Genomic DNA, 15,870 nt, shown 5'->3' on the forward strand with positions numbered 1-15,870 from the left:
ACCCGGGTGGCCGGAGACGCGTCTTCGGCCACCCGCTACTCCGGCTTCTCGGTGCCGTGCCCCTCGGTGTCCAGGGCCGGGGTCACCGGCAGCAGGTCGAGCAACTGCGAGTACCGATGGGCGCAGGCCGTCTGTGCGATGGCCTGTGAGACGGCGTCGGCCAGGGGGCGCGAGGACTCGCTGAGCAGGCGGCGGGCCTTGTCCGTGAGCTTCACCTCGATGCCGCGCCGGTCGCCGCACGTCGAGTGCTTGCTGATCAGCCCCGCGTGCTGCAAGCAGGCGACCTGATAGGTCAGCCGCGTCTTCGGGCGGCCCAGCAGTTCCGCGATCCGGGTCATCCGCAGGCTGGAGCCGGGCTGTTCGGCCAGCAGGCACAGCACCAGGAACTCGTCGTGCGAGATCCCCATGGCGTCCTTGACGCGTGAGCGCAACGACTGCTCGATCGCCCCGGCCGCGGCCAGCAGACGCATCCAGGCCCGCAGCTCGGCCGGCAGCAGCCCGTCGGCGCCGGTCGGCGGGCCGGTATCGCCCGCTGGCAGCCCGGCGTCGCTCGTCGGCTCGCGTTCGGGCTGGTCGGCGGAGGCGGGGGAGTCGGCCATAGTCCGCACAGTCTACCTGTTGTTCAATTTTGGATATTCGGTTAGCGTGGGGTCATCCAAATTTGGATTACTGCATTTGGATGACTGAGTCCACTGCTCGAAACGTCTGGAGAACTCCCATGACCGTCGCCGTAGAGACCGGCCTGTGGCAGCTCGACCCCGCCCGCACCACCGTCGCCATCAAGCACAAGACGATGTGGGGCATGGTCACCGTGAAGGGTGCCTTCGGTGGCGTCACGGGCGAGGGCGAGGTCCAGCCCGACGGCACCGCCCGCGGCACCATCACCCTGGACGCCGCCTCCCTGGACACCAAGAACGCCAAGCGCGACGAGCACCTGCGCGGCAGCGACTTCTTCGACGCCGAGCGGCACCCCTCCCTCGTCTTCGCCGTCCGCGACGCCGTGGTCCGCCAGGACGACACCGTCGAGATCTCCGGCCAACTGACCGCCCGCGGCATCAGCCGCCCGCAGTCCGTCACGGCCCGGGTCACCGGAGCGAGCGCCGACGCGGTCACGCTCACCGCCGAGTTCACCGTGGACCGGGAGCAGTTCGGCATGACCTGGAACCAGCTGGGCATGATGCGCGACCTGACCACGGTCACGGCGACGCTCGGCTTCACGCGTACGTCATGAAGCCTGGTAGGAGCCTCAACGGCTGACCGGGGGCGAGAGGCAGGTCTGACAGGCGCTGGCCGACGTGCGGATCAGGCTGCCGCCGGACGCGCTAGACGTGCAGTTGCAGCGCGACGCCGGTCGGTTCACGTCGAGTACCGGGTGATGGCGATGTTCTACGAGGCATTGAGGCCCCGGGGCGCACAACGCGGATGTGCGAGGCTGCCGGTCATCCGGGAACCTCGCTGTCCCGTTGGCGAACTGCACGCGCTCCGCTGTCCACTTGGAGATGCGCGACAGCTACGCCGTCGACTATGAAGAGGGGCCCTTCGCTGAGAAGGCTTCTGCTTTCCGGACGTGATCGTGTGGTTCGAGGTTGGTGGGCGTGAACTCCGCCTGTAGGTGGGAGGGATGGGGCGGTTCGTCTGCTCGTCTTGTCCGTGGAGGTGGCTGTGCCGTCGGTGCTCGGAATGCTGGAGGCCCGGGAGAAGAAGGTCCGGGAGAAGAAGGTCTGTGAGGAGGTGGCCCGGCTGCGGGAGGAGGCCGAGCGGGTGGGGGGCCGCGCTCGTGGCGGCGGTAGGCGCCCTGGTGAGGCTGGCCGGCGCCCGGGAGACGGTGGCCGAGGTGCTGGGTGAACAGGCAGGTCAGGGCGGCGAGCTGACCTCTGGTGCGGTAGCGGGCTCGGCCGTTCCGCAGCGGGGTGGGAATGCCGTCGTTGAGGTGCTCGTGCCCGAATACCAGCAGATCCTGCGGGTCCTCGCTGTGCCGGAGGCGGCCGGTGGGATGCGGGTGAAGCAGATCCTGGCCGGGCCGGGGTGGGAGGCGACAGCGACCCGGGTCGAGGAAGTGCGCTCGCGGGTCAAGCGGCTGGCTGCCCGCGGGTGGGTCACCGAGGTGCGGCCGAACGTGTTCGAGACAGTCCACCACCACATGCCGCTTGCATGCACCCGCCTGAACGGCGGGAAGTCCGCAGGCAGGCTGCCCCACTTCACCCCGTTGTCCACGACGTAGCGGACCGCATCCAACATCACGCGATGGCAGTACCCCTCCGCCCGCCTGGCCCTGGAGCCAGGCCGGAACCGGCAGCAACGGCCGGATGACCTGCCACTGCGACGCGCTCATATCGGAGCCGTAGCACGAGGTCCGGTCCGTCCGGTCCGCGGCGTTTCCGAACCGGTGCGCGAGACAATCGCACGGCGACACGCGGGAGTTGGACGCGACCGCCGTGGTCACGCAAGACTGCGGCAACAGGGTCTCCTGGGTGTTCGAGTGGCTTCGCAACCCCGAGCTACCGAGGGGGCCCTGTCTTCATGCGCCGACGCCGCAGCGATCACCCGATCCAGCACCAGTTCGACTGACCACACCCATCGACCGGCATGCGGAAACCTTCTCAGACGGTGGCATCCTGCTGTTCCAGCCATTTGGAAATCAGCTGGTTTGTTTCCTCAGGCATTTCCTCCTGGATCCAGTGCCCGCAGTCCAGGCCGACAACTTCCACGTTGGGCACGAACTCTGTCAGGGTTTCGGACCTCGGGACCGCGAGGTCCCGGTCGCCGTAGATCATGAGGGCGGGCTGCTGGATGATCGGGTCCACGTCCGCCAGCTGGTGCCAGTTGCGGTCGAGGTTCCGGTACCAGTTGATGCCGCCCGTGAATCCCGACGTTTCGAACCCGGAGATGTAGACGGCCAGGTCGCTGTCGCTCATGACAGGCTCACCGAGCGGTGCTTCCGCCAGGGCGAGGTTGATAAACGCCATGCCCGGCTCAGGGGGCGCCGGGGGAACGTTCTTCCGGTAGAGGTTGCGGAGAAACTGGCTTGTGTTCGCATCGAACACGGCGTCTGCAACGCCCGGCTGTCGATTGAAGTGGACGAAGTAGAAGTCGTCGCCGAGGAACTGTTCCATGACCTCGATCCACGGCGTTTCACCGCGCACCTGGTAAGGCAAGGACAGGTTGATCACCTTGTTCACACGGTTGGGGTGCAGCAGGGTCAGTCCCCAGACGACGAACGCACCCCAGTCATGGCCGACGAAGGTGGCGTCTTCGTATCCGTAGTGGTCGAGGAGCGCGACGAGGTCGCCCGACAGGTGCTCGATGTCGTAGTCGGTCACTTCGGCCGGGCGGGATGAGTTGCCGTAACCCCGCTGGTTCGGTGCGATGACGTGGTAGCCGGCTTCGGCGAGGACGGGCATCAGATGACGCCAGGAGTACGCGTGCTCAGGCCAGCCGTGGCAGAGCACGATGGGCTTTCCCTTGTTTTCTCGTCCTGCTTCGAAGACTTCGAGTTCCACGCCGTTGACCGGAACAATGCTGGGCTTGGGGAAATCGCTAGAATTGTTCATTGTGTTTCCTTATTGCCTTTCGGGGTGATTGGGCTTAGGTGAAGTTCCCGAAGAGTTCGGGCTGTTGAATCACGAACTCTTTGCGCGGGGGACCCTGTGCGGAATGAAAGTCTGACGCTGAGATCGCCGAGACGCGAGACGACGGTTGCGCTTGTGCTTCGTGACAGCGCCTTCTTGGGGCTCCCTATAAGCCTCCGCGGGCCTTGATGCCCTTGATCTGCGCGTTGACCAAGCGGTTGATCATGATGGCCGCTCGGACCTTGCCATCGACGCCACCATCCGCTCTAAGCGGGCCAGCCGCGTCTTCTCGGTACGGGCGGTGACCAGACCGAGGTACAGGGCGAACTGGTCGGACTTGCCGAGCGTGTCGTAGAACACCCGCGCTGCAGGGTTCGCGTCGAGGGCTTCGATGAGATCCGGTGGTGCGGTGGCGTTCTTCTGTGAGGCGTATGCCGTCTCCCAGCGGCCGTCCGCCCGCGCCGCCTCGACCTCGGCCAGGCCGCGGGGGCGCATCCGGCCTGCCGCGATCAGGGCCTCGGCCTTGTCGACGTTCACCTGCGACCAGGCGGAGCGGGGGCGGCGGGGTGTCGTGCGCTGCAGAAAGTACGAGTCGTCGAAGCCTCGCCGCTGACCGTCGATCCAGCCAAAGCAGAGCACCGTGTCGACCATCTCTTCCCAGGTGAGCGACGAGATGCCGGTATGCTTCTTGGCGATCTTCACCCAGAGCGCGGCCTTCTCCCCGTGATGCTCTTCGAGCCACGCCTCCAGCTCGGCCGGGCTCGCGGGGACAAGGATCTCGACGCCGTCCTCGTGTTTCTGCATAAACCGCAGACTAGAGTCCATATAGGACAGATGGTGACCTACTTAAGCGACCCGCTCAGGCGACCTGACCGGTCACTACTTGGCGAGCTTCGCCCCTGCTTGCCACAGGTCACCCGTCGAGTTGATGAACTGCTTGAGCTGGCTTGGGATGTTGCCGTAGCCGTTCGGCGAACCGACCGCAGGGTCTAGCCAAGGCGGCTACCGACACAGATGTGCTTGGGGCGATTCGACTCCCACAAGGGGCCTTCGGGACCCCGCCCTGGAGTATCGGTGGATTGGTGACCATCGGGCGGTAGTGCCACTCCCGTGGCGGGGTGGGTGTCCACCGCGGTGGACACCCACCCCGCTGCCGCTCCTGTCTCTGAGAAGGCTTCCGCATGCCGGTCGATGGGTGTGGTCAGTCGAACTGGTGCATCCGGCCGTTGCTGCCGGTTCCGGCCTGGCTCCAGGGCCAGGCGGGCGGAGGGGTACTGCCATCGCGTGATGTTGGATGCGGTCCGCTATGTCGTGGACAACGAGGTGAAGTGGGTCAGCCCGCCTGCGGACTTCCCGCCGTTCAGGCGGGTGCATGCCTTCGCCCGCCGCCGGCAGGCCACCGGCCTGCCGGCCGAGTCCCATGACCGGCTACGTGACCGCGTACGCCTCAGGGAGGGCCGTTCGGTGGATCCGACGGCTGCGATCGGGGACTCGCAGTCGGTACGGGCCGCGGCGAACATCCCGCGCGCGACGTCGGGCTGGGACGGCGGCAAGCGGGTGGGCGGGCGCAAGCGGCATGTGGTGGTGGACCGTCTCGGCCTGGTCCTGACGGTGCTGGTGAGTGCGGCGAGCGTGCAGGATCGCGACGCCGGCGTCGGGCTGCCGGCGCGGCTGCGCGAGCAGTATTTCTCGATCCGTCTCGTCTGGGTGGACCGCGGCCATGCCGGCCGCCTGGTCGACTTCGCCCGCTCAGAGCTCCAGCTCACCCTCGACATCGTCCGCCGCACCGACGACACCACCGGGTCCGTGGTGCTGCCGCGACGCAGGGCGCCCGACATCGCCCTGCCCGGCAACAACTTCTGGCTGTTCGACGAGCAGTGGGTCACTGGAACCACTTCAGCTGTGCACGGAGGCCTTCGAGGCAGTATGGACGCGCGTGGTTCCGCACCACCGGTACGAGATCCGCTAGCAGAGAAGCACGGACGGACCGCAGAGGCGGATCACCCAGGTGACGATTGCGACTTGGGTGATCACAGGCATGGTGGTGGTGTCGCCGGTCGGCGCAGGCTATACCCCCAGATGGGTTCGATGGTTGCGTCGTGGAGTTGGGCGATGTCGGACCAGCCGCGTTGTTCCACGGGGGCCAAGAGGTCCTCGATGGTGCAGGACCAGGCTGTGCACAGGGCGTTAAGAAACAGTCCGCTCGGATCGCCGGAGAGGCGCCACCACAGTTTTTGCCAGGTGAGGGAGGTGTCGTGGCGGGCAGATTCGAAGGCGTCATCGCGACTGAGGGCGGTGGGGAAGAGCGCGAGAAGTTTGGCGTCGGCGGCGTAGTTGCAAATGAGGACCCAGTCGTCGGAGAGCTGGATATCGCGTCCGGACAGGTAGTCAAAAACCCGCGGGGGGCGGGCTCTCCAGACCAGGGGAGGACCTGCCTGGACGAGGAACACTTGTGTGCGTTGTGCGGCCCACTGGCTGATGCCGCCAGGCCGCAGGAGTCCTTCGGCGGTCATGGCGAAGGCGACGTCGTCGGGGATGGTGCCGAAGGCGCGGTGTTGGGTGTAGGCGAGTTCCAACTGGATCGGGTCGGTGAAGTTGCCGGTGGTGCGCAGCCGCTGCTCCTGCTGCCTGATCCATTGGCGCAGTTGCTCCTGATTGGCGACGGGCTGTGCTTGGTCCCGCGAGGCGCGGCTGGGCTGCCCGGTGAGGTAGCCGGCGAAGCCGACTGATTCATCAGCCAGGAGACCGTTGACTGTGACGATGCCCTGGTAGTTGAGCTGGCTCCAGTAGAGAAGGTCTGCCCCCAGAGCGGCCAGACCGATGCGCTGTTGCTGTTCGTCGAGGAGTTCGCTGGCCCTCTCGACGAACGCCTCTCTGAGCCGCAGGCGTTGCTTCTCCTGGCTGACGCGCCAGCTGTCGACCAGACTGGGGTAGAGGCGGTCGAAGACCGCTTCGGGTGATCCGGTGGCCAGTGTGAACGGCTCCACGGTTTCGGCGTCGGCCGCGCCCGGCTCCCAGACCCGGATGGGCACACCGTTTTCCAGGACCAGCCTGCGTACGAGCTGGGTGAGGCGGTCGTCGTTGGTGCGTCGCAGGATCCCCTCGGTCTCGTACGGGTCCTCTTGCAGCCGGATACGCACCAGGGTGCCGGCCCCGGTCCGGACGGAGGCAGGTATAGCCGCAAGTAGGGGGCGTCGTGCTGATCCATCGAAGGTGAGACGGCGGGCGTCAGCCATGGAGGCGTCGAAGCGGCGGGTGGTCAGCTCCACGTGGTGGCCGAGCATGAAAACGGAGAAGAACCCGATCCCGAACCGACCCTTGGGCTTGAAACCGCCGCTGGCCAGGCCGGGCAGGCGGCTACGGACGCGCGGGGAACTCCATCCGCTGCTGCCGAAGTCCAGCAGGCCGTGGACGATGGTTTCCTCGTCCATTCCGGCTCCGTTGTCGCGGACCTCGAGATACCAGGCTCCTTGAGACGAGACCAGACGCACCTCGATTTGGGCGTTCGTGAAATCGGGGTCGACCACCTGGCGGGCGAGCACAGCGTCCTGCGCGTTCTGGATCAGTTCCCGGACCGCTACTTCCGGCGCTTTGCCGTAAAGTTGTTCGCCGCCCAGTGTTTCGACGAGGGCGGGGATGTTGGAGACCTTCACCGCGGCGTCGAGGGGACGCCAGCCGGCCACCGGGAAGAGTTCGGCGAAACGCTCGGGGGAGTCCACTCCTGCCACGGCGCGAGCGGCCAGCCGCCCGCGGCCGAGATCGTGGAGAAGCGCGTCGACCTTCTTCAACTCCCCGTCCACCTGGCGCAGATAGTCCAGGGCCAGCCACCACGCCGACGCGGCGTGCGGGGCGAAAGGCCGCAGCGAGGTGTAGGTGACCCGGTCGCCCCGCAGGTGGGGGCGGCTGACGTGTTCCTGGAACTGCCAGTGCTCGTGCGATAGGCCCTTGGGGCTGCGCAAGGAGAACAAGAACGTGGGCGCCCGCCGACTGTCGACCTGGGTGGCGTCGGCCAGCCGTAGCACGCAGGCCAGCTTCAGCGGTTCGATGAGCCACTCCACCGGCTGCCAGGTCAGCGAGCCCTTCGCCTGCCGGAACTGCGAGCTGAGCGTGTCAACCGGCCACCAGTGGCTTGCCGCCAGATCACCGATGAGCGGGCCGTAGGACTCGCGCAACTGCAGGTCCTGGATGAGGAGGATTTCATTGCCGACGCTGGACCGCCACGGCTGGTCCACCAGGTGCCGTGCTTGTTCTGCGTGCGCCTCTCGGATAGCGATCGCCCGGCATTCCTCAGCTATCTCCGCCGGAGGCGTATTGAGCTCCGTCGAGTCTGGCCAGCATCCATGTTTGCGGAAGTAGGTCACCGAAACCAGGTCGTGCCAGCGCTCTTCGCCCAGCGCATCAGGAAGGCTCACCGTGTAGGCGGCCGCTCCCATGGCCGCGTCATGCAGAACGAACGCGCACCCCAGCACATACGCCTCCGCGGGTGTGAGCGTGAGCTGCTCACCACAGATGATGTCCGCTGTCTCCCACAGCGCATCGACATGAGTGATGTCATGGACGGTGAAGCTGGGCATACTGCGTGCGTTCTCCGCCAAGAGCGGGGCAGCGTTCTCCCGCAAGGCCAGATAGGAGGCACGCAGGCGCTCACGCTGCGCCCGGTGATCGTCCCCGCGTGGTCGTGCAGCGAGCGTGTTCTGCCACAGAGTCGTCGCGGTGAAATCGAAGTCCGGCACCTGGAAGCGTCACCTCATCGCCGGGAGTAAGAAGAGCATGGCAAGTAGCCACATCACCAGGACCGAGGTGACGATGAACGCCAGCACATACGTCTCGTACCAGCGCAGAAGATTGCGCGTACGCGGGCGTTTGCGGAAATCGGGGGCGACCATCTCGTCCGTGAGGTCACATTCCTCGTTGCGGTAGTCCAGCCACGCTAGAGCCCCAACCACGATCAACGTGGCCGTGAACGCAGCGACCACAGTGGTGAGGACCAGCAACCCGATCACCCCGCCCCGCGCAGTCGCGGGATCCACCCCCCACTCGCGGTACCCCACAAAGAGAGCGAGGACTGCAGCTACCAGTGACGTCGCGAGTGTCTGGTAGATGGTCAGGAAGCGGTGGAGGTTTTCGTTGACCGCGTGGATCTGCTGTAGCAGGTACCGGTAGCGCTCCAGCGCGAACTCGTCGCGCACCGAGACCTGCGCCCGGTCAGCATCCTGGGATGCCTCAGGTGCCGCCATTGAACCCCCGTCCCCCCGTGCGGGTTTCAGCATAGAGCGACCAGACCGTAGTGACCATGGACCTGTTGACCGGGTGCAGCAGCTACGCGTCTGTCTTGCCCTTGATGCGATAGCTGAATGGCAGCCTGACAAGGTCAACAGCACCAGCCTTGAAGCGAGATAGCCCGCTTGTGTCAGACCAAGCCTCATGCCGCATGGATACGGTCCTCCAGTGACAGAGCCCATGAGCGTCCGCGCTGGTGATCTGCCGTCTCCGCGCGTCGTACCGAGGCTATCTGCCCAAGCAGCGCGGGCTCAGCCCAGTGAAGGGCGCTCCGACGGCTCCCTCGTGGAGGCCTGCCGATGAACCCGATTGCCTGAGACCGGAGGTCGACCGGTGCAGTCAGTTGGAGACAGGGACAGCATCCGCGGAGACGGGATAATTCTCCGGAGCGGTCCGTGAGGATCGCGCCAGAGCCCTGTGACGGCGAAGGTTGAGCGTGTGCCGCCGAAGCGGGAAGTGGTGTTGGTCAGCAGGGCTCGCCGTACTTCACCGCGGTGAGAGTGACCGGCCGGCCGTCGAGCTCGGCGCCGGCGGCGGGCTCCTGGGTACAGACCTGCCAGTTGGACTCGACGAGGACGAAGCGGTCCTGGCCGGAGGCGTCGTTGATGGTGATGCCGGCGTTGCTGTCGAGGGCCTGGCGGGCGGGCTTGACGGACTTGCCCTTGACGTCGGGCATCTTCGATCCGGCGGCCACGGGTTCCGCGCCCTCTTCCTCGGCGGGGCACGTCTCGTCGAGCTTGACGGTGGCGAAGTCGACTCTCGCGTCGGTCGGGTGCTCGCCGGCCTTCGGTGTCTGCGAGCAGACTTGCCAGTAGCGGTCGAAGGCCTGCAAACGGGCGCGGCCGAGCGCGTCGTGCGAGGTGAGGCCGTAGAAGCCTGCTTCCTGGGCCTGGTCCTGCGCCACCTGAAGCCCCTTGCCGACCAGGTTCGGCAGCGTGGCGGTCTCGGTGCTGGCGACGTCCTGGTCGTTGCTGTCGTCCTCGTCTTTGGTGTTGTCCTGGTTGGGGTCCTGGACCGCGGCGGGCTTGTCGACTCCGGTGCCGCTCGTGGTGGATCCCGTGCCGCCGCAGGCGGTCAGAGTGGCCAGCGCGGTGAGGCAGGCGGCGGTGAGAGTGATGGTTGCGCGGATACGCATGTGTCCCCCCAAGGGCTGTGCGTGGTGAGGGGTCAGCTTGTGTGATCCACGGCGTTTGTGAGGGTGATGTGGCGTTTTCGTGGCAGAGATTCACTCGTGAGTGGTCTGTTGTCAGGTCGCTGCGCGCCCGACAGGCTCACTCTGCGCCTCGGCTGCCGACTGCGGGCTTCCGTGGGAATCGGTGCCCGGCGGGGCGAAGTGCGGCTCTCCGGCTCGTGGGCGTGACCAGCTATCGACGGCCCGCACGCACCGAACGGCCTCCCAGCCGAGCGCTCAGGGCTGAGGCGGTTCCCCCGGACCCAGCGAGCGGTGCGTCACCCCTGCCAGGTGTGCGGTGAAGACCTCGCGCGCCTCCGGTGTCAGGGTGCGGAGGGCCACCGCCGCCGTGATGATCACGTCGCACAGTTCCGACCGGACGTCGTCCCAGGTGTGTGACGTGCCTTTGCGCGGGTTCTGGCCGGTGGCGCCGATCACCGCCTGGGCGACCTCGCCGACCTCCTCCGAGAGCTTCAACATCCGCAGGAGCAGGGCCTCTTGGGGCGGACGTTCCGGCTGGGAGGCGGCCAGCCAGTCCTGGAGGCGGTCGATGGACTTCCAGAGGTCGTCGTCGCTCATGACGGTCAGACTGTCACGAGCCCGGTCGCACCAGCGTGGGTCCCTGCGACAAGCTCTCCTCGTCGAACAACTCCCCCTGCTCGCCCTCCTTTTCGCTCCGCAGTCGCTTGCCGCGGAGCCCCACCACGGCCAGCGCCGCGGCCGACGTGCACGCGAGGGCGACCGGCACCATCCAGCCGCGGTCGACCGCGTGGCCGAGGGCGTGGTCCAGGGAGAGCCGGCCGGGGCCTGCGACGGCGAGGCCCGCCGCCGCGAGGCCCAGGGACGCGGTGTGTTCGTAGCCGCCGGACTCGTTGAAGAAGCCGTTCGGGGCGTGCACCGCCGACGCGCCCGCCATCGCCCCGGCCGCCGCCGCGCCGGCCGCCGGGGTCGCGAGGCCCAGCGCGAGGAGCGTGCCGCCGCCCGCCTCCGCCAGGCCCGCCGCGGTCGCGCTGGCCCTGCCGGGCGCGTACCCCACGGACTCCATGAACCGGCCCGTCCCGGAGAGCCCGCCCCCGCCGAACCAGCCGAAGAGCTTCTGCGTCCCGTGCGCCGCGAGGACTCCACCCGTACCGAGGCGGAGCAGCAGCAGTCCCAGGTCACGTCGGTCGAAAGAGGTCACGGTTGTCGTCACTCCTCGGATGTCCCGGCCGGTGTCCCGGTCGGCCGTTCTCACGCGAACGGCCCCTTTTGTCTCGTACGCCGCCTGCCCACCGTCGCACCGAACCGGCACCCGGGTCCTGGTCCGCACCGCCGTTCGGGTGGCGGGGGCGGTCGGGCGGTGTGAGTCCGGCGGACATGACGATTCAGGTGGCCAAGCTCAACAACCCGGCCGTCCGGGACTTTGTCAGCGCCGTGAACGCCCATGACCGGGACGCCTTCCGGGCCGTCCTCGCACCCGGCGCGACCATGTCCGACGACGGCTCGGACCGTGACCTCGACGACTGGACCGAGCGGGAGATCTTCGACTCCCACGGCCATATGGAGGTCGACAACGAGTCGGACGGCGGCCTCGCCCTCCTCGCCCGCTACAGCAATGATGCCTGGGGCGAGATGAGGACGCGGTGGAGCTTCACCGTCGACGACGGCGGCAGGATCTCCCGCTTCGAGACCGGCCAGGCGTAACGACGGTCGCGATTCCGCCGTCGCGGTCCTGCCCCCAAGTCCTGCCTCCGCAAGTCCTGTCCCCGCACTCTTGTCCTCGTGTGCACTCCAACTCCTAGCGTTCATGGGCATGGAGAGCAGCGGAAGCACACGGAGCGGCGGCCGGCGCAGGACTCTGGGGCGCAGTGGTATCGAGGTGAGCGCCCTCGGGTTCGGGTGCTGGGCCATCGGCGGCGAGTGGGCGAGGCCCGACGGACAGCCCCTCGGCTGGGGCAAGGTCGACGACGACGAGTCCGTACGGGCCGTCCGCCGCGCCCTCGACCTCGGCGTCACCTTCTTCGACACGGCCGACGCGTACGGCACCGGACACAGTGAGCGTGTCCTCGCGCGGGCGCTCGGCAAGCGGCGCACCGACGTCGTCGTCGCGACCAAGTGGGGCAACGTCATCGACGAGGAGCGGCGGCTCGCCGTGGGCCAAGACGACTCCCCGGAGTACGCCCGGCGCGCGCTGACCGCCTCACTGCGGCGGCTGGACACCGACTACATCGACCTGTATCAACTCCACATCTCCGATGCCGATCCGGAGCGCGCCGCCCAACTCCGGGACGTTTGCGAGGAGTTCGTCCGTGAGGGACTCGTCCGCGCGTACGCGTGGAGCACCGACGACCCGGAGCGGGCCGCGGTCTTCGCCGAGGGTGAGCACTGCGCGGCCGTGCAGCATCGCCTCAACGTCCTCCAGGATGCGCCCGAAATGCTCGCGCTCTGCGCGCAGTTGGGCCTCGCGAGCATCAACCGCAGTCCGCTGGCGATGGGGTTGCTGACCGGCAGGCGTGGGCCCGGCCAGTCCCTCGAAGCGGGCGACATCCGCAGTCGGCCGCCGGCCTGGCTCCCGGGTTTCGGCGACGGCGGCGGCGCCGACCCCGAGTGGCTCGCGCGCGTCGACGCTCTCCGGTCCGTCCTCACCAGCGACGGCCGTACGCTCGCCCAGGGCGCCCTCGCCTGGCTGTGGGCCCGCAGCCCGCACACCGTGCCCATCCCCGGCTTCCGCTCGGTCGCCCAGGCCGAGGAGAACGCGGGCGCACTCGCCCAAGGCCCGCTCAGCGCAGGGCAGTTGACCGAGATCGACGGAGTGCTGGGGCGATGATCGACGGAGTGCTGGGGCGATAGGCGTCCGGATTGTGGGCAGCCGTTCCGTGGCCCCGGGCCACAATCCCGCGGTCCCACGCGGGATCCCCTCCCGCCCGTACGCCCGGAACGGCTGCCGCCTCCCCCTGGATATGGCACGGAAGACGTGTGCTCCACATGTGAAGTTCTGGTGGAGGAGTGTTGAGCATAGGCCTGTAACCGGCAGGTATGGTCCGGAGTGAAGCCCTCCGTTTGTGCAGGTTGGTCCGAGCTCTTCAGTGGCGCGGGGCTGTGCCCATATGCGGCTCCTCCCTCACTCTCGGCTTCTCCCCCACTCTCGGCTGCGCTCGAGCGGGGGACCCCCATCGTGGATGCGACCAGCCCCACCCAACCCGCACTTTTCGTACAGCCGGCGGAAGCTACCCCCGACCCACATAAGGCATAGCCGTAGCAAGCACCGTCGCGAACTGCACATTCGCCTCCAACGGCAACTCCGCCATGTGCCGCACCGTACGAGCCACGTCCGCCACGTCCATCACCGGCTCGGGCGCCACCTCCCCGTTCGCCTGCAGCGCCCCCGTCTGCATCCGCTCCGTCATGTCCGTCGCCGCGTTGCCGATGTCGATCTGCCCGCAGGCGATCCGGTACGGCCGCCCGTCCAGCGACAGCGACTTCGTGAGACCGGTCAGCGCGTGCTTGGTCGCCGTGTACGCGGCCGACTGCGGACGGGGTGTGTGCGCCGAGATCGAGCCGTTGTTGATGATCCGGCCGCCCTGCGGATCCTGGTCCTTCATCTGCCGGTACGCCGCCTGCGCGCACAGGAACGCCCCGTCGAGGTTCGTGCCGACCACGTGACGCCAGGCCTCGTACGGCAGTTCCTCGAAGGGCACACCGCCCGGACCGAACGTGCCCGCGTTGTTGAAGAGGAGGTCGAGCCGCCCGAAGCGGTCCCGTACGGCGGCGAAGAGCGCGGCCACGTCGTCGGGCCGCGAGACATCCGTACGCACGCACAGGGACGTGCCGTCTTTCGCGGGCGGCTCGGTGAGAAGCGCCGTCTCCGCCGGTCCAGCCTCGGCCAGTGCCGCCTCCGCCAGCGTCGCCGTCTCCTCCAGGCGCTCCGCGCGGCGGCCCGCGAGCGCCACCGACCAGCCCGTGCGCACCAGCTCCACGGCCACCGCCCGGCCGATGCCCGAGCCCGCTCCCGTCACGATCGCGATCTTCGTTCCCATGGATTTCATGGCCCCGCAGCGTACGTGAGGACAGGCGATCTTCCGCCATACGGATCTCATCTGACCGACATCTGACTGGTGTGTACGTGACAGTCCGGCGTCGAATCTGATCACTCCAATACCTAGGACAACAACAGTCAGGGGAGGGCCAGATGACACTCTCAGGCCACCAGCATCAGTCGCACCACGCCCCCGAACTCCGCGCCGCCGCCCGTCACATCGGACGCCGCCGCTTCCTCACCGTCACGGGCGCGGCCGCCGCGCTCGCCTTCGCCACCAACCTGCCGACCGCGGGTGTGGCGGGCGCCGCCGAACTCGACGCGGCGAAGATCACCGACAACCCCTTCACGCTCGGAGTCGCCTCCGGTGACCCGCTGCCCACCTCCGTGCTGCTGTGGACCCGGCTCGCGCCCACCCCGTACCAGGCCGACTCCGGTCTGCCGCCCCAACGCGTCATCGTGCGCTGGGAGTTGGCCCGCGACGAACGCTTCAGACACATCGTCAGACGCGGCGCGGCCGTCGCCCACCCCGAGTTCCACCACTCCGTACACGTCGAGGTCGGCCACCTCGACTCCGACCGGGTCTTCTACTACCGCTTCCGCGTGGGCAGTTGGGTCAGCGAGACCGCCCGTACCCGCACCGCGCCCTCGTCCCGCTCGGGCGTCTCCGAACTGACGCTGGCCGTGGTCTCCTGCCAGGCGTACCACGACGGGTACTTCACCCCGTTCGGCCATCTCGCCGAGGACGACGTCGACGTGGTCTTCCACGTCGGTGACTACCTGTACGAGTACGCGGTCAACTCCGTGGGCGGCGTCCGCAATTACACCGACCGCGTGCTGCCCGACATCTTCAACCGGGAGACGATCACGCTGGAGGACTACCGGCTGCGGTACGCCCTCTACAAGACCGACCCCGACCTACAGGCCGTGCACGCCGTGCACCCCTTCGTCGTCACCTGGGACGACCACGAGACCGAGAACAACTACGCGGACGGCATCCCCGAGAACGACGTACCGCCGGAGGAGTTCCTGCTGCGCCGCGCCGCCGCGTACCGCTCGTACTGGGAGAACCTGCCGCTGCGCCACCCGCAGCGGCCCGAGGGCCCCGACATGCGGCTCTACCGCCGTCTGAACTGGGGTCGGCTCGCGCAGTTCGACATCCTCGACACCCGGCAGTACCGCACCGACCAGGCGAACGGTGACGGCTGGAAGACGCCCACCCCCGAGTCGGACGCCGAGTCGCAGACCCTGCCGGGGCTCGCCCAGGAGCGGTGGCTGACCGACGGCTGGAAACAGTCGAACGCGCTGTGGAACGTCGTACCGCAGCAGGTCGTCTTCGCCCGCCGCAACCACGCCACCGCCGGCAACACCACCCTCAGCATGGATGCCTGGGACGGCTACCCCGCCTCCCGCAGGCGTCTCCTCGCGGGGGCCGAGGCGGCCGGTGTGGAGAACCTGATGGTGCTCACCGGTGACGTCCACGTGTCCTACGCCTTCGACATCAAGCAGGACTTCGCCGACCCGGGGTCGCGGACGCTGGGTACGGAGATCGTCGCCACGTCGGTCACCAGTGGGCAGAACGGGGCCGCCCGGCCCGCCAACTGGGCGGGTTATCTTGCCGCCAACCCGCACATGAAGCACTACAACGGGCATCGGGGGTATTCGACGGTTCGTCTCGGGCGGGAACTTGCTCGGGTGGACTTCAAGACGGTGGCCGCCGTGACGACGCCGGGGGCTGCGATCACGACCGCCGCGTCCTTTGTCACCGAGGTGGGGGATCAGGGGTTGAAACCTGCGTAGCGCTCGCGGCGGGAGGGGTGGGGGACTGCGGGTGG

General features: G+C 67.9%; 14 protein-coding genes and 1 pseudogene. 6 read left to right on the plus strand and 9 right to left on the minus strand.

Going from position 1 to position 15,870, the window contains the following annotated elements; translation table 11 throughout:
• Positions 1–35 precede the first annotated feature (35 nt).
• Positions 36–599 carry a MarR family winged helix-turn-helix transcriptional regulator gene (locus OHA11_RS33955; protein ID WP_266502840.1) on the minus strand — a complete coding sequence of 188 codons (564 nt, stop codon included), beginning with the start codon at positions 597–599 and terminating at the stop codon, positions 36–38.
• 119 nt (positions 600–718) lie between these two features.
• On the opposite strand from OHA11_RS33955, the gene OHA11_RS33960 reads away from it, so the two are divergent.
• Positions 719–1,231, plus strand: coding sequence for a YceI family protein (locus OHA11_RS33960; protein ID WP_266502842.1), 513 nt, complete (start codon positions 719–721; stop codon positions 1,229–1,231).
• Positions 1,232–1,777: 546 nt separating this feature from the next.
• The gene (locus OHA11_RS33965) at positions 1,778–2,221 is read left to right on the plus strand and encodes a hypothetical protein (RefSeq protein WP_266502844.1); all 444 of its coding nucleotides are present in this window, start codon (positions 1,778–1,780) and stop codon (positions 2,219–2,221) included.
• 379 nt (positions 2,222–2,600) lie between these two features.
• On the opposite strand, the gene OHA11_RS33970 is transcribed toward OHA11_RS33965, so the two are convergent.
• Positions 2,601–3,551 (minus strand): alpha/beta fold hydrolase, encoded by a 951-nt coding sequence (locus tag OHA11_RS33970; RefSeq protein ID WP_266502845.1) that lies wholly within the window; start codon positions 3,549–3,551, stop codon positions 2,601–2,603.
• Positions 3,552–3,791: 240 nt separating this feature from the next.
• Positions 3,792–4,373, minus strand: coding sequence for a YdeI family protein (locus OHA11_RS33975; RefSeq protein WP_266502847.1), 582 nt, complete (start codon positions 4,371–4,373; stop codon positions 3,792–3,794).
• Between the two features lie 483 nt (positions 4,374–4,856).
• Here OHA11_RS33975 and OHA11_RS33980 point away from each other — a divergent pair.
• A pseudogene (locus OHA11_RS33980) lies at positions 4,857–5,315 on the plus strand (transposase); the annotation flags it as partial.
• A gap of 284 nt (positions 5,316–5,599) precedes the next feature.
• On the opposite strand, the gene OHA11_RS33985 reads toward OHA11_RS33980, so the two are convergent.
• The 5 genes from OHA11_RS33985 to OHA11_RS34005 form a co-directional block, all read right to left on the minus strand.
• On the minus strand, positions 5,600–8,302 hold the full coding sequence (locus OHA11_RS33985) for an ATP-binding protein (protein WP_266502849.1): 2,703 nt from the start codon (positions 8,300–8,302) through the stop codon (positions 5,600–5,602).
• Between the two features lie 9 nt (positions 8,303–8,311).
• Complete coding sequence (locus OHA11_RS33990; RefSeq protein WP_266502851.1) at positions 8,312–8,806, minus strand: hypothetical protein; 495 nt, start codon at positions 8,804–8,806, stop codon at positions 8,312–8,314.
• A 509-nt stretch (positions 8,807–9,315) separates the two neighbouring features.
• On the minus strand, positions 9,316–9,984 hold the full coding sequence (locus OHA11_RS33995; protein WP_266502852.1) for a PASTA domain-containing protein: 669 nt from the start codon (positions 9,982–9,984) through the stop codon (positions 9,316–9,318).
• 273 nt (positions 9,985–10,257) lie between these two features.
• Positions 10,258–10,599: a MazG-like family protein gene (locus OHA11_RS34000; RefSeq protein WP_266502853.1), complete on the minus strand. Its 342-nt coding sequence runs from the start codon at positions 10,597–10,599 to the stop codon at positions 10,258–10,260.
• Between the two features lie 13 nt (positions 10,600–10,612).
• Positions 10,613–11,200 carry a DoxX family membrane protein gene (locus OHA11_RS34005; RefSeq protein ID WP_266502855.1) on the minus strand — a complete coding sequence of 196 codons (588 nt, stop codon included), beginning with the start codon at positions 11,198–11,200 and terminating at the stop codon, positions 10,613–10,615.
• 176 nt (positions 11,201–11,376) lie between these two features.
• Here OHA11_RS34005 and OHA11_RS34010 point away from each other — a divergent pair, with 176 nt between their 5' ends.
• Positions 11,377–11,703 carry a nuclear transport factor 2 family protein gene (locus OHA11_RS34010; protein ID WP_266502857.1) on the plus strand — a complete coding sequence of 109 codons (327 nt, stop codon included), beginning with the start codon at positions 11,377–11,379 and terminating at the stop codon, positions 11,701–11,703.
• Between the two features lie 109 nt (positions 11,704–11,812).
• Positions 11,813–12,826, plus strand: coding sequence for an aldo/keto reductase (locus OHA11_RS34015; RefSeq protein ID WP_266502858.1), 1,014 nt, complete (start codon positions 11,813–11,815; stop codon positions 12,824–12,826).
• Between the two features lie 400 nt (positions 12,827–13,226).
• On the opposite strand, the gene OHA11_RS34020 is transcribed toward OHA11_RS34015, so the two are convergent.
• A complete protein-coding gene (locus OHA11_RS34020; RefSeq protein WP_266502860.1) occupies positions 13,227–14,045 on the minus strand; it encodes an SDR family oxidoreductase in 819 nt (272 codons plus the stop codon).
• A 143-nt stretch (positions 14,046–14,188) separates the two neighbouring features.
• Between OHA11_RS34020 and OHA11_RS34025 the strand changes: the two genes are divergently transcribed.
• Positions 14,189–15,835, plus strand: a complete 1,647-nt coding sequence (locus OHA11_RS34025; RefSeq protein ID WP_266502862.1) for an alkaline phosphatase — start codon at positions 14,189–14,191, stop codon at positions 15,833–15,835.
• Positions 15,836–15,870 lie beyond the last annotated feature (35 nt).

Origin of the sequence: Streptomyces sp. NBC_00878 (assembly GCF_026341515.1) — a bacterium.
GTDB lineage: Bacteria > Actinomycetota > Actinomycetes > Streptomycetales > Streptomycetaceae > Streptomyces.